Source organism: Lacibacter sp. MH-610, from assembly GCF_045780045.1.
GTDB lineage: Bacteria > Bacteroidota > Bacteroidia > Chitinophagales > Chitinophagaceae > Lacibacter.
Genome location: NZ_CP116002.1, coordinates 1,018,984 through 1,033,591, shown reverse-complemented (window position 1 = coordinate 1,033,591; position 14,608 = coordinate 1,018,984). Strand labels below are relative to the sequence as shown.

15 protein-coding genes are annotated in these 14,608 nt (G+C 36.9%); 9 read left to right on the top strand and 6 right to left on the bottom strand.

Translation table 11 applies throughout. The features are described 5' to 3' along the window. Positions 1–33 precede the first annotated feature (33 nt). Positions 34–1,554, bottom strand: a complete 1,521-nt coding sequence (locus tag PDL71_RS04675) for a Kelch repeat-containing protein (RefSeq protein WP_407526026.1) — start codon at positions 1,552–1,554, stop codon at positions 34–36. Positions 1,555–1,668: 114 nt separating this feature from the next. On the opposite strand from PDL71_RS04675, the gene PDL71_RS04670 reads away from it, so the two are divergent. The 8 genes from PDL71_RS04670 (at position 1,669) to PDL71_RS04635 (ending at position 7,072) form a co-directional block, all read left to right on the top strand. Continuing rightward, on the top strand, positions 1,669–2,139 hold the full coding sequence (locus PDL71_RS04670) for a hypothetical protein (RefSeq protein WP_407526023.1): 471 nt from the start codon (positions 1,669–1,671) through the stop codon (positions 2,137–2,139). Positions 2,140–2,350: 211 nt separating this feature from the next. Continuing rightward, positions 2,351–2,719, top strand: coding sequence for a hypothetical protein (locus PDL71_RS04665; protein ID WP_407526021.1), 369 nt, complete (start codon positions 2,351–2,353; stop codon positions 2,717–2,719). Positions 2,720–2,758: 39 nt separating this feature from the next. After that, entirely contained in the window at positions 2,759–3,415 is a 657-nt protein-coding gene (locus PDL71_RS04660; RefSeq protein ID WP_407526018.1) for a hypothetical protein, read from the top strand. Between the two features lie 34 nt (positions 3,416–3,449). Beyond that, a complete protein-coding gene (locus PDL71_RS04655) occupies positions 3,450–4,265 on the top strand; it encodes a sensor histidine kinase (protein ID WP_407526016.1) in 816 nt (271 codons plus the stop codon). Further along, a complete protein-coding gene (locus tag PDL71_RS04650; RefSeq protein ID WP_407526014.1) occupies positions 4,258–4,926 on the top strand; it encodes a response regulator in 669 nt (222 codons plus the stop codon). The genes PDL71_RS04655 and PDL71_RS04650 overlap by 8 nt, the downstream gene beginning before the upstream one ends. A 278-nt stretch (positions 4,927–5,204) precedes the next feature. Further along, a complete protein-coding gene (locus PDL71_RS04645) occupies positions 5,205–6,086 on the top strand; it encodes a hypothetical protein (RefSeq protein WP_407526011.1) in 882 nt (293 codons plus the stop codon). Between the two features lie 40 nt (positions 6,087–6,126). After that, the gene (locus PDL71_RS04640; RefSeq protein ID WP_407526009.1) at positions 6,127–6,678 is read left to right on the top strand and encodes a hypothetical protein; all 552 of its coding nucleotides are present in this window, start codon (positions 6,127–6,129) and stop codon (positions 6,676–6,678) included. A gap of 79 nt (positions 6,679–6,757) precedes the next feature. Then, positions 6,758–7,072, top strand: coding sequence for a hypothetical protein (locus tag PDL71_RS04635; protein ID WP_407526007.1), 315 nt, complete (start codon positions 6,758–6,760; stop codon positions 7,070–7,072). Between the two features lie 121 nt (positions 7,073–7,193). On the opposite strand, the gene PDL71_RS04630 is transcribed toward PDL71_RS04635, so the two are convergent. Continuing rightward, the gene (locus tag PDL71_RS04630) at positions 7,194–8,294 is read right to left on the bottom strand and encodes a Gfo/Idh/MocA family protein (RefSeq protein ID WP_407526004.1); all 1,101 of its coding nucleotides are present in this window, start codon (positions 8,292–8,294) and stop codon (positions 7,194–7,196) included. A 664-nt stretch (positions 8,295–8,958) separates the two neighbouring features. Between PDL71_RS04630 and PDL71_RS04625 the strand changes: the two genes are divergently transcribed. Next, positions 8,959–9,459: a DUF3859 domain-containing protein gene (locus tag PDL71_RS04625; RefSeq protein ID WP_407526001.1), complete on the top strand. Its 501-nt coding sequence runs from the start codon at positions 8,959–8,961 to the stop codon at positions 9,457–9,459. Between the two features lie 209 nt (positions 9,460–9,668). Here the strand turns inward: PDL71_RS04625 and PDL71_RS04620 are convergent, their stop codons facing one another. The 4 genes from PDL71_RS04620 to PDL71_RS04605 all read right to left on the bottom strand — a co-directional run bounded on the left by PDL71_RS04620 (position 9,669) and on the right by PDL71_RS04605 (position 14,514). Continuing rightward, positions 9,669–10,262 (bottom strand): deoxynucleoside kinase, encoded by a 594-nt coding sequence (locus PDL71_RS04620; protein WP_407525998.1) that lies wholly within the window; start codon positions 10,260–10,262, stop codon positions 9,669–9,671. Positions 10,263–10,505: 243 nt separating this feature from the next. Next, positions 10,506–11,414: a dCTP deaminase domain-containing protein gene (locus PDL71_RS04615; RefSeq protein WP_407525995.1), complete on the bottom strand. Its 909-nt coding sequence runs from the start codon at positions 11,412–11,414 to the stop codon at positions 10,506–10,508. A 5-nt stretch (positions 11,415–11,419) separates the two neighbouring features. Continuing rightward, a complete protein-coding gene (locus PDL71_RS04610) occupies positions 11,420–12,469 on the bottom strand; it encodes an adenylosuccinate synthetase (RefSeq protein WP_407525993.1) in 1,050 nt (349 codons plus the stop codon). Positions 12,470–12,474: 5 nt separating this feature from the next. Next, positions 12,475–14,514: a ribonuclease H-like domain-containing protein gene (locus tag PDL71_RS04605; protein ID WP_407525990.1), complete on the bottom strand. Its 2,040-nt coding sequence runs from the start codon at positions 14,512–14,514 to the stop codon at positions 12,475–12,477. Positions 14,515–14,608 lie beyond the last annotated feature (94 nt).

Below are 14,608 nucleotides of genomic sequence, written 5' to 3'. Positions count from 1 at the left end.
CTACGAAACCATTTTCATGTGAACCTGTTTTCATTACTGCTTGATGTATAAATATAAATCCTGTACAGCCTGTATTTGTGTACGGCTAGTGGCTGTACTTGTTATGAAAAAACGAGAGCCCTGTGTCCAGGTAATAGTTTCAGTGTAATCACCTGTTAAGGGATTGAATACAGACGGGTAGCCTCCCAGCAATAACACAATGTTTCCTGCCAGCATACTTTTATGATTATATAACCGAACCCCTGTTATACCACCGGTTGACCAGGAGTTAGAAGCAGGATTGTATAAATAAGATTCATTTGAAGAAGGATTGGTAGTGATTGAGCCGCTTAAGCCACCTGAAATCAACATCCTTGATCCTGTCCAAACTGCACTATGAACAAACCTCCCAACAGGAGCAGTGGCTATGGTTGTCCAGGTATTGGTGGTTGGATTATATCTTCCGCCGTTATTATAAAAAACAGTGCCGTTTAAATCGGTTCCGCCATATACAATCATTTCTGTACCGCTCCATACACCTGTATGATCACGTCTTGCTGAAGGCGCATTGGTATTGGTTATGACAGACCATGTATTGGTAGCAGGATTAAAAATGGCACCATCACCAAAAACACCTAAACCGGGACCGCTTCCTCCCCAAACGATCATCGTGTTAGAAGCAGTTTGTACAGAAGCCGCACTATAACGTGCAGAGGGAGCATTCACATTACTCAATGCGATCCAATTATTACCGGCAATATCCAGCATAGCCCCGTTATTAAAAGTAGTGGCTGAAAAATTATCCCGACCACCCCAAACCACAATTCTTCCATTGATATAATGCATGGTAAATTCGGTTCTTGCAGCAGGCTGATTGGTGGTGGGAATACCGGTCCAGGAATTGGTGGCAGGATTATAACGAAACCCGTTGTTAGTAGCATTGGTATGATAACCACCCCATACCACAAGCTCTGTACCCGTCCACACCATTTTAGAATTTGGTGATGCGGTATAAGCAGTCGGGTTGGTTGTTACCAGACGCCATATATCTGTTACAGGATTGTAAGCATAGAACACATTTCCTGAAAATACATAAGCCTCGGTATCAGCCCATGCAATGAGGTTATTGGGATCAAAAGGAGGCGGTGTGTATTTTGAAATATTTCCTTTGTAGTACGTAACAGCCCATGAGTTAGCAGCAGCGGTGTAGGATGAATTGATGTATTTGTAAAAACCGGGAATGCTGCCCAGCAATGCAAAACCTTTGCTGATCAATAATGCATCATTGTAATTTTCTGTTGCTACAATGGCTCCTGCAGGAATGGTGCCGTTAATATTACCCCATGTACCATTGCCCAATAAAGCATCCGTTGTATTGCCACTGTATGCCAGCGGAACAAGATCACCATTGCTGTTGTATTTTAAAATACCGTTAGTGCCGGATAATGCATCAATTCTTATGTTACCGGCCACATGCAGTTTTTGTTGCGGACTGGTGGTGCCGATCCCCACATTTTGTGCAAACGAAACAACCGTAATAAATGCAACGGCAATGGAGACAGATACTTTTTTCATAGCCAAGAATTAAGAACTTAAAAATCGGTGAATTATCCCGGCCTGTCAATTACACAAAGGGGTAATGAAAAAGGCATGAACCGGTTTGTTGATTGGTGATAAAACCTGTACTTGTTGATTGGTCAGGCGACCAACAACGGCGTAAAAATAAAAACCATCAAAGGCTATCGAAGCCCGGCAGCAGTATTAAAGCAGTTAGCTAAAACAAAAATGGAATTGCTGCTGCAAAATAAACCGGTTCGTTTTGATGCCAACGATCTGAGCCTTGCTTATGCGGCCCTGCTTAAACAGCACTACAAGAACAGCAGAAATAAATTTGAACAAGGAAAAACACAACAACTTGCTGGTATCCTGAAATTAAATACGCATACAGACTCCATGCTGTACTTTACAGTTCAAAACTGGTCATTGCTGCTCCTGCAGCATGAAGCGGTATTAAAGAAAAATGGAAAACTGAAACAAGAACTGAAAAAATTATTTTTGCTGAAAGCCAGCGGAAGTGAAGAGGCTTATCACTTTTTACTGCAAAAAAATAAGGTGCTCAAGGATTGGATGAAGGATCTGGTGAACGGTAATGAGCTATAAAAGGGCCTGGCTTCTGTTTCCACAACTATAACGTTCAAAACTCCATTAACATAAGGCAATCATTGCGTACTCCTTGTTCGGCGCAGCAAATTTATCGTTAAAACCGGGGCAGCTGAAAACTATAACTCCGAAACGATTTTTTTATGTTCAATTATTTTTGGTACTTTCATTTCAACACTGCTCTCACTACTAAAAAATTAATTTTACTATCATGGACAATCAACTTCAAAAAAAAGAACCGAAGAGAGTTCCAAAAGACACTGCCATACAGGAAACAGAAAATTGGCGCAGCATTCTAAAACCTGTTATGGGCGACAAAGTAATCCGGGGTTTTTTTATACCTATTGAGGATCTAACAGCAATTGCCAATATGCATCAGGCAAGTGGTATGCGTGGCTATATCTGTTTAACAGACAAAAACGATTTTTCATCCATCAGTTTTATTGTAGTGCCTGTTGACGAGAACAACAAAGATATTCTCTCAGAAAAAAATGGGGCATCAGAAGAAGAAATCAGTACGATTTATGATTTGACGAAACCATGCCCCCATTTTTGCGATCCGGACAGTCCCCTCTATTAAAATAAAGCCGGTTAGTCGATTCTGCTATGTTTTTATTTTATGGTAAAATTTATAATTGGCTTTGTGGCACCGTGTTCTGTTTGCCTGCCTCTTTTCATAGCATTTAGAAAATATAGCCATCTTGATGCAGCCATGAAAATAATTGCTTTGTATTTGCTTTTAAGTGGCCTGACAAGTATTCTTTCAATTATGCTGTCAATTAATGGCATAAACAACATGCTGGTATTTCACATATACACTGTAGCAGAGCTGGTATTGATTCTTTTATTTTTCAGGCTTACAGGTATGACTGGAGTTTCAAATAGAATATTTACGGTTATAAGCCTGCTTTTTTTTCTGTTAACTATTTTTAATATTCTTTTTCTTCAAGATCTATTTACATACAACAGCTATTCAAGAACGCTTGAAGCGATTATTGTTATGGTGTTTTCGCTACAGCTTTTTTACAGGTTACTTGGGAGTGAAGATGTTTTACGGTTTAGACACAATGGAATTACCTGGATCAATTCGGGGATCTTACTCTATTTTTCAGGTTCGTTTATTTTGTTTTATTTCTCCGAGTTTCTATACAAAGAATTTCTATTTTATAAAATCGCATGGGTTATTCATGCCATCCTTGTGATTGTTATGTATCTCTTGTTTGCAGCAGGATTTCTGTTTTACAAAAAAACTGCCGCTATTCATTCAACCGGTTAACTTCAACACCAAGGCATCCTTTTAAGTATTTGTTATGGAAAGCGAACTCATGAATATTTATATTCTCATTGTTTCCGGCATGCTTATCTTCCTTTTTATGGGAGGAACGATTATTCGTTTCTACATACGCTATCAAAAACGCCTTGCGGTACAGCAACAAAAAATTATGGCTGCAGAACTCAAGCATCAGAAAGAGCTTCTGGAAGCGGCTGTGCAATCACAGGAAACTGAGCGAATGCGTATAGGAAAAGATCTACATGATGATGTTGGTAATATACTTCTCAATCTCAGGAATGCCTTTTACCACAAGAGAGGAGCAGCATCGGAAAAAACCAGTGACGGGGAAATCAGAATCCTTTCTTTTATTGACCAGGCAATTGATCAGGTTCGAAATATTTCTCACCGGCTTTCGCCCTCCACCCTTGAATATTTTGGTTTTATTGATGCACTGGAAGAACTCTTTTTTGTTACACATACTGCATCAGGCATCAACTTTAAATTCAGCAATCCGGAGCGCAAGGTTTTAGAAGCATTACCTTACATCACATCACTTCACCTCTACCGTGTGTTTGAAGAACTTTTAAGCAATACGTTAAAGCATGCCGATGCTACAGAAATCAGGATAGAATTTGCATTCATTAACAACACAGTTTGCATCAGCTATAACGACAATGGAAAAGGATATGATCTCAGTAATCACAAACACGGAATAGGCTTACATAATATTGACAGCAGAATTTCTTTAACAGGCGGCAGTTATGAAGTAACATCCGTTCCGGGCAATGGAACAACCTTTGTTTTTAACATTCCCCTGCCACCTATTCATTTAAAAAATACCGGAAATGAATAAAATTAAACTAGCACTTATTGATGACCAGCAATTATTCCGCCAGGGCCTTGCCTCATTAATTGCCGACACGAACGACCTGGAACTGCTGTATGAAGCAGAAACAGCCAGCCAGTTACTTACATACTTAAAGCAAAATACACAGTTGCCCGACATCCTGTTACTGGACATGAAACTGCCCGACATGAACGGAAATGATTTGAATAAAACAATACAAAAAGAATATCCTTCCATTAAAGTGCTTGTACTCTCAATGTATGACCAGGAACGTCTTGTATACCGGATGATTGAAGCCGGCGCCTCGGGTTACCTAGCAAAAAATTGCAACAAAGAGGAGCTATTAACAGCCATTTTCACTGTACACAGGAGTGGATTTTATTTTAACATGCATACAATGCAGGCCATGCGAAATGCTGCGAAATTTAAAAACCAGCCGATACATAACGTTAATAATATTCCTGTTGAATTAACAAAAAGAGAAGAAGAAATACTCAAGCTCATTTGCCGTGAATATACAAATGCTGAGATAGCAAAAGAACTGTATGTAAGCCTTAGAACGGTAGATGGTCACAGAAATAATCTTTTACAAAAAACAGGCTGTAAGAACACCGCCGGATTAGTAATCTTTGCAGTGAGGTTTGGAATTTATGAGGTGACCATTTAACTAACTGCAATACTTTATTTATCTCTTTGTACTTTTGTATCTCAAGGTTTAATTGAATATCAGAAATTAAAACTACAGGCACTTTAATCATTTCTGCTTTCCCACTACGACATCAGCCAAGGCAACAACATTTTTCACTTCTTCAAAACAGGTGTTTCTACCTGATTTTAGATTCAGGTTTTTTTGCCTGCTAAATACATATTGGGTCAATCTACATTTACTGAGTTCAATTAATTGACAGCTTTAAATTTCTTTCACAAATTTTAAAACATTTCACAATGGCAACAACAACTTCACCTTTACAGGCTGCACAAAGGATTTCAGCTGCAGACAGTAAAAACTCATTTCAAAGAGCGCATGATTTTTTTCGTTCCACTCCATTGGCTTTTTTAGCTGCTGATGCTGCACCCCCGGATCCCAGTGCAGATACAAGCAACGAAGGAACAGTTCAATTTCAACTGATTGGCATGCAACCTACTGATCCCAAATACAGTGATATTATGAACCAAAATGCAAATAATTTACTTAACATGGGTGGGTTGGTGTATGACTATATGCATCGTACTTATCCTACCGTAAACTCCCAAAAACTTGATATTAATACATGGAGTAATGTAATCTCAAATCTTCCCTGTCTTTCTATAGGTTCTGCTGTAAACAAATCCTATAACAACAGCGTATTGGGGGTAAAGCTTTCAGGAGAATTTCTCAGTCTAATTGCAAAAGCCATTATTACAGACGGCGCTTCTTTATTAGCTGATTTTTCTTCTTACCTCAACTCAATAGGTGGTGTAATTTTCGGCAAAGATGTTAAATCAGAAAGTTATAAAGCACTTACCTGCACATACATGAATTATCTCGTATCAAATGGTGCAGGAGGATATTTTGATTATGGAGCAATCGTTTTAAGGCAAATTACCTTCAACGAGAACTTTCAGCAGTATAAAAGCATTTGCGGCTCAGTTGAGTCAATTGATATTAATATGACCTATACAGAAATAGTGAACGTTGTACAAACAGCAAATATTCGTAAAGACGGGCCTGACTATGAAAATTTCCAAAGTCTAATTAATACAAACTCAACAAACCAGTTTAAAGCGGCCTCAAACTTTTTCAATGCATCAGCTACACCGCAGAGCCAGTTAACTCCGGCAAGCTAAGCAGCTAATACATACAATTAAACAAAATAGAGTCAACAAAATGAATCCTTTTACTTTTATACAAACAGGGTTATTTGCAGCAACCGGTTCCGGTTCAGCAAACAACCCCTCGTTGGCAGAATGTATTTGCGCAGCAGTTTGTAAACAGATTTTACAGAATACAAGCAAGTTAATGGACGGTGATGAATGGGCTACTGTAATAAGTCAGATTCCCTTTCAGATTACCACTGCTCAAAAAAGCACAAACAAAACGCTCAACACAGGCATTACACCTGCTGAAATTGCAGGGTTATGCATGCCGCAGCAATCCAAACTTACAGATGCTGTTGCAAGTGCCCTGGCGAAACTGCAGGGAAATTTATCTCAGTTAATTTGTTTCAGTGTTACAGAAATGCCCGGAAATGTTTTACAAATGGTATTCTCGAATATTTCTATCACTCCTACGTTTCATGGGCTTCCGTCTGTAAGTGTAAGCACATCCACTTCAAGCTTATCCTTTGCAGATGCAACACAACTAAACCAGTTAACCCAAATTTTTGGAACGTTTACACCACCGGTTTCTGAAGATTATTTTATTACTACACCTGTGTAAGTAAATCCTGTTTGTAAAAAGCATTATTGAACTTCATGGTATTTTGATTCTAAATAATACACATCAAAAAATTAATGTTATGCCTGATATCAAAAAAGGGACTGTTGTTCGTGGCTTAAAAAATGCAAACTTAAAACCATTTAGCAGTGAAGAAGTTGACCAGCATGGGCGTCTTACAGATGCCAGTGTAAATTGTATAGAAGGTGTGGATGACGTCAATCAAATTATGGCAGGTATGCAACCCGGGCTTCATGCATTTGGAATAAGAACTGCAAAAGTTGAAAAAATAATACAAAAGGGAGGGAGAGTAATGAAAGCTCCTGTACCAGGCAACCCTAATCACTGCCTGATATTTGGATTGTCTTTAACCGATGCCAATAATTTGTTCAGTTAATTTCTGCAAAAAGCACCTTCAAAAAAGCAGGTCTTCTTACAGGAGACTTGCTTTTACAATAAACCTCAAACCGATCCATCGCCCCGGTTCCCGTCTCCACCAACAGGAATCAAAATTCTTTTTATTTTAGACGAATGGTTGTTCCTGTTTTTGCTGATCGTCTGGCGGCATCGAGGATTTCCATCACAATCAGGTTATTTTCAAAAGAAGAAAGATCATAGGGCTGCATGGTGATCTCTTTTCTGATCACGGCTTTGAAATAACTGAACGGATCATCATAAGGCGATGCCTGCTCCGGCAATGTTAACACCGTTTCGGTAAAACCATCATATCCTTTTGCCATACGCAGGCGCAAATCATTTCGGTTATCGGCATAGATCACTCCTCTTCGTCCGTACAACTCCATATCTTTTCGACCGATGGGCCAGTTCCAGGATGGCTGAATGGTTACTTTGCCACTATCATAAGTAAGCAGGATGGTGGCTTCATCATCTACCAACGGATTGTTGTGCGGTTGCAATTGCTGTGTAACAGCGGTCACCCTGAGCGGACGTTTTCCTTTTAATAACCAGGTGGCAATATTGGCGCCATAACAACCAAAGTCGGTAATAGCACCGCCGCCATTCTGTACAGGATCGGTAAGCCAGTTGAGAAATTCTTGATTGATGCCAATTTCTTGTGGACCACGGTGACCATCTCTCACCACCAACTGTACAAACCTGCCGATGCTGTCGCTTTGCAGCCATTCGTTTGCTTTATGAACCGTGGGATACCAGGTGGTTTCATAATTCACCAGCAAATGAATCTTGTGCTTTGTTGCCAGTTGCTGCATTTCGGTTGCTTCTTTCAGGGAAATGGACAAAGGTTTTTCCACCATCACATGAATGCCCAATGGTGCAAATGCTTTCACCACGTTCAGATGTTCGGCAATGGTACCAAAAGCAGCAGCCGCTTCCGGTTGTTGTTCCTTCAGCAGTGCATTGATACTGCTATAAACTTTTTGCATAGGAAACCGGTATTGATCTGCATAGCGCTTTGCCAGTTCCGTATTGGTTTCAACGATCCCCACAATGGTGATATCCCCCCGCTGTTCACTGTTAAAGATCCAGTGTACATGTGTATGGGTTAACCCGATCACAGCAATACGTAAGGGAGATTTGTCCTGTGCAACAAGGCCGGACCCTGTGCCAAGAAGAAGGAAGAGCAGCAAAAAATGTTTCATGATGAAGTATAAAAGAGAAACTGAAATTACAGCATCCTACTGTATCAACATAAAAGAAGAAGGTGGTTGGGAAAGAGGGGGCTGTCATCCCGGCGTTAGGAGGGAACCGCCGGGAAATCAATTTTCGTGTACTTGTTGATTGGTCAGGCGACCAACAACGGCGTAGTGTACATGTGTATGGGTTAACCCGATCACAGCAATTCGTAAGGGAGATTTGTCCTGTGCAACAAGGCCGGCCCAAGTACTAAGAAGAAGAAGGAGCAGCAAAAAATATTTCATGATTCAATGTAAAAGAGGAGCTGAAATTACAGTATCCTGATGTATCAACATAAAAGAAGAAGGTGGTTGGGAAAGAGGGGGCTGTCATCCCGGCGTTAGGAGGGAACCGCCGGGAAATCAATTTTCGTGTACTTGTTGATTGGTCAGGCGACCAACAACGGCGTAGGATAGAAGGGTAATTTTTTTTGAAAATATAAACCCTGAGTATTACTTTTAAACAACTGCAGTCAATGCCACCACGGCCAGGACACCAAAGACTAATTGTGAAAATGCCAACTCCTGAACAACTGTAGCCAGAACACATAAGCATTGCTATTACGATGTACGTCTTTGCAGATGTACTTGTATAAGTATTGCTATACAAATCAACTTTAAATAAACATATATGAAATTTGCCTTTTTTCTAATCCTTGTATCATTTGCCCAGCTTTCTTATGCACAGAAAACACTCGTCAATGGCTCCGGTGACACATTGGTGTTTAAAGTACTGGACTACGGACCTGCCAGGGTGAAAGCAGGTACCACGGAACAACTAAGCAATTCTCCTACCGGCACACATGGTTGGTTAGATGATTTTGAGATTGTAAGAACTACTGATTCCATACAGGCAGTACCAAAAGCTAACTTTGGAGTTGTTTATGTAATGGAGACAAAGGATACCTTTAACATCAATGTTACCATTGAGTGGATCTATCCCAAAGAAATAAAAAATGAAAAAGGAGAAACATTCAAAACTGTTAAATACAATACGAAGCGGCCTACCAATATCCCCTCTGCTTCCTCTTACAGTTTAGACGAACCTTATGAAATGGTAAAAGGTGACTGGCAGGTTAATATTTACATAGGAACAGCGCTTGTATGCAGCAAGGTTTTTCATTTGTATTGAGAGGTATTTATGAATAACAATATTGCTTCGTAGTACGCAACGTCCCTTACAGGAGACGTTGCTGTGAAAGAAAGGAGAGAATGAATTAAAGTTAGGCTACAAGCTATGTTGCTACTGCTACATTAGCACAAGAAACCAAAGCTCTTTGTTTAAGCCTCATTCTTGCGCCTGCAGCTTACGTACTTGAACCAATTGGAGAATAATTATATCTAAATCAGTTTTTCGATTTTTTTAAGAATGAAATTCTGATCTTTAGAATTTGTTATAATATTTAGCTTTTCGGTATCAATTTCAAGAAACTGTATATACTTATTAAGCTTTCGTTTTTTTTCAACTTCAGCATTAACAAATGAAGAAAGGTTTAGCAAAAAATTGGAATTAATTAAAATTTCCTCCTCCCTACCTCGTAGCTTTATCCTTCGTAATAATTCTTCGGCAGAACATTTCATAGAGATTATTAAACTAGGCTCTCCTAATTCCTCTATAATATAATCATAAATTGATTTGAATATTTTTAAAGGTTTTCGTTTTAGTCCCATCACAGCATAGCCTAAATCTTGAGTAAAAGAAAAGTCACAAACTGCGCTATTAGATTCTTCGAGCTTCCTTTTTAAATCATGGTAATGCTGAAGAATAAAAGTGACTTCGGTTTCGAAATTGTATTTATCTGGATTAGAATAAAAGGCTTTCCAAAATGGGTTAAGTTTAAATTCCTCAAAAACCACCTCATAGCCGTGCTCTAATAGAAGTTTTGCGAGCGATGATTTTCCAGAACCAATAGCACCACAAATTTCTATACGCATATAATTACTTTTTATTTAATAAGTCTATTATTGAATTTAACTTTACTACTGAAACTTTATACTTTTTATCAAATCTAGCAATTGTTGACCGCCGTTCAAAATAGTTCCAGGCGATAGCTATGCAAACTAATAGTATTAAGAATATAATTATGAACTTAACAATTGTAAAAGAAAAATGAGAAATATATGAAACAATATTTCGTGATAAGTTTTTAAAAAATAAACTCAGCCGACTACACATATTTATTTTTTATTTTTTGAAATTTTGGACATCACTGTATCAAGTTTTTTATTTATAGAATCAATCTGAATTTCCATTTTTTGAAAATCCTTTACATTTTCATTATTCATTATGGTAGTATTGTAAAGAAATGTTCCTAAGCCTATTAAAAGTGTTGCAAGACTTAATATACCCAACCAGTTGAAGCGGTCAATAGTAGCTTCAGATTTTTTTTGCAAATATTCAGCTTCTATCACTAATTTGGAAACAGAACTAACAATTGGAGTATTTTTTGCAGCTTTTGCTAAATATTGAGAAGGTGTTAAGTTTGAGCTTGCTTTCTTAAATGGAAAAAAATTACCAGAATGATCATCCCCCATTTTACTTGCAAAATCACTTGACATGCTAAGTTTTGTAAATTCCATCCAAATGATAGGCTCATTAAATTTAATTATATAATCATTATTAGTGAGATTATGTAATGGAATTAATAATTCTCCATTAAATCCTGGGTCAACCAATGGTCCAGTTCCAAGAATTATACCTCTATGAACATACTCTATTTGTAGATTAAACCTTGCTGCAATGTAATGAGGCAAATTAATGGAAGATGAAAGTGAAACGAATGCAATAGTGTTTCGCTTTAATTCAAAAGTATCTTCTGGACCTGCTAAATTAATTTCTTTTTTTTTACCATTTTCGTCAAAATAAATAATAGCACCTTTTACATTTAATGCTATTGAAGCAGGTTTCATATTCGTACTATCAGGAGTAAAAGGAAACACCATTTTTACTTTCTCAATGTACTTTATAATGTCGTCACAATTTAATAAAGCACTTTGAATTGTTGGGTATGGATCTTCGTTTCTATATTTTTGATATTGCTTTAATGCCTCCCCTAATTTTGAATTTATCTTACTTTGCTCTGCCATTTATTTTATTTTAAAACTTTTGCAATTGTATTATTCGCATATAAATTTCTTTCTACAATTGAATCTCTATCTAATCCAAGGTATCCTATTCTTGAATTAATTAAATTTTCAATTTCCTTTACCTTTGAAATTATTAATTGAGACTTTAATAATTCATTACCTGAGAGATCAAAATAATCGCAATGGTTTAATACAATTTTTGTGGGGTTATTAACTTCTATAGCACGCTTTACTACTTCTGCATCAAATTCAGCAACTCTTCTCACTTTATTTGTTACGGAAGTAAATTCAATTAAAGGGAATTTACTTTTTGAATCATTGGTTACTTTCTCCCAATTAATTTCTTTCGGCAAAGGGCCTGAATTACCTCCAACTCTTATAGGATATGTTCTAATTACCATAATAACATCATCTACGTCTAACGGACTGATACCTGCTTCAGAAACAAAAGCAGCCGCAGAAGTATCTCTGCTAGTAGTGTAAGGATATAAATCAGAGTGCAATAATGACAATCCAAAACCTTGAGTCCCTTCAATAATAATTCTTTCATTATCTAAAAGAAAATGCCTAACCATGGATTTTGTATTACAGATGTATTTTGAAAGCGCTTCTACATCTTTTGCAAACCTTAAGCTTGACATTCTATTAACTCTATTTGATAAAGCAGATCCAATGCCACTTCCTGTAGAGCCAATACTTTCTTTAAGGCCGTTTTTACTTTCATTTAAAATATCTTCCTCAGTAATTATCACGGCAAAAGGGTCAATATACAAAAACTCGTCTTTAATTCCCGTTTGAAGCACTTCTTTTAAAAGTATATCAACATTTATATAACTTCCTGAAGAGATAATGCAGTAAACATTATCTAGGATAGAGGCCGTGGGAAGCTGTTTTAAAACTAAAGCTTCGCCATTAGGTTTTATAACAGTATGACCAGAATTAGGGCCACCAACACGAATGACAGCTTTTGCTTTTAATTCTTTCGCAAAATAGTGCGCAACTTTTCCTTTTCCTTCTGAGCCAAACTGGCCTCCAAAAATTACTGATACCGGCATATACTTTATTTTAAATGTTTGTTTAACTCTGTATATAAGTTATTGAAATCTTTATCATTCACAATAATAAAATCAGCAAGGTCGGCCAACTTATTTACATCCCTTTCTACTGGATGAGTAATTGCTTCTTCAAAGGTAATATCATTACGTTTTTCTTTTTTATACCTTTTTGCACGAATTTCATCTGGACAGGCCAAATGAATGTGGATAAAGTTCGGGCCAAACTTTTCTTTCATAAACGAATGATCCTCAGGAAACCGTAGACCATCTATAACGATTCTGCTGGAATTTATTAAAAACTCATTCAATAATGTATTACAAAGCCATCTTTGTCCTTTCTCTTTATTCACATATTCCCCCATTTCTTGTAGGTTTTTTCTGTTTGGTTCTTCACCTTTATCCGTTACCAATTTTGAAATTACCATGCTAAATCGGCAATATTCAAAACCCTTTGCCTTTATATACTCACCTGCTGTAGTTTTACCTGAAGAAAGACCTCCACTTAAGCCTATTACTAATTTATCATCCCATTCTTTAAATTTTTCATCTATTTGAGGTATTATAAGATAATTTTCATCATCAGTTCCTAAGGCTTCAAACATTCCACACCAAAAAAAATAGCCCAACATTGATGACGTAATTGCGTCTAGCTCGTCGTGGCTTACTTCAGTAGTTTCATAATCACCATGAATGCCAAAAGAGCTTAAGCCTTTAATTAAATACTCTAAGCTTGCTCTCTTACGAGGAATACCCAAAATATCCTGTGCCGCACCAGGGTAACTTTCAATAACTGTATAACCTAATCTTCTGAACCTATCTGCTAAATTAATACCTCTTAAAGTAAGTTTTTGCATGCTTGGAATTAAAGCTGGATATACGCTTACCCCCCTACGCTTTAAAATTCTTTCACAAATACGCATTATACCAAATTCATCTCTTTTGGGATCATCATCAAATACGGAGGTTCTCCCTTTGGGCAATGATAATGGCGAATCAATAGAAATTATATGTGGGTTGGTATTTATAGTTGCAGCTACTAATTCATCATCAGACAATAATTGTTTTGTAACTGCCTGATTATATAATAAATGACACCAACCAGAAGGTTTTATTTCTGAACCCGTCAAGTCAATTCCTACTATACTTAAATCTTTGTGCTGTGGTAAATCATTTATTTTAACCGCAGTTCCAACCTTTCCTTTATACTCTTTTATATAAATTTTGTTTTTTTGATTTTCCTTAGTAGTAAATTGAATTTTAGATTTAGTACCAGAGAATTTATAAGGAGTTATCTTGTTGCCAATTATAGGTACATTTTTCAAAGCATTTTCTATACATATATCGAAAAGTAATTTCATACTTTCGACATCCTCTTTGTTGTATTTAATGAGTTGCTTTAGTGCTTTAGTATTTCCTTCTTTATACTTATGCCATAAAACAGGAGCTATTTCTCCTGAAATTTCATTATCTTCTAAATCTCTTGTATATCCAATTTCTGATTCTATTTTTTTTAAACCACCTGTATAACCAAAACGCTTACTAAAGAACCTTAAATCTATTTGACAAAGAGGAAATTCAATTTCAGGGAACTCATTCTTAATAAATGGAATATCAAAAATCGACCCATTATAAGTTACAATACATTTAGCCCTTTTGATTGCTCTTATAAATTCATTTTTAGACAATCCCTTATAATAAACATTAAATTGATTTTGGAATGACCAACCGATTTGAGTAATATGGTCATAATACTTGCTTAGCCCGGTTGTTTCAATATCCAAAAACATTACATCTTCAGGAAAAGTAAGTGCAATCCTGTAATATTCTTGTGAATTTAATGATTTAGCAAAAAAGTTAGCATCCTTATTATTTAATGCTATAATAGAAGTATCTAATATTGAAACAAATGGTTCATCAGGGAACAAAGTATTTTTAAAAGAATGTTTATTTATATAATCGTCCCACGTAAATACCCCTGATTGCCACAAACTAACCTCTTTTAGAGAACCAAAACCTTCAATATGTTGAAATGTATTTTTTAACATTTGGTGTTGCCTTACTATAGTTAATGAAGATACAAAGTAGACTCTTTTTAAAAAAAATTACTACCGCCCCGGTTCGTGTCTCCACGAATAGGAA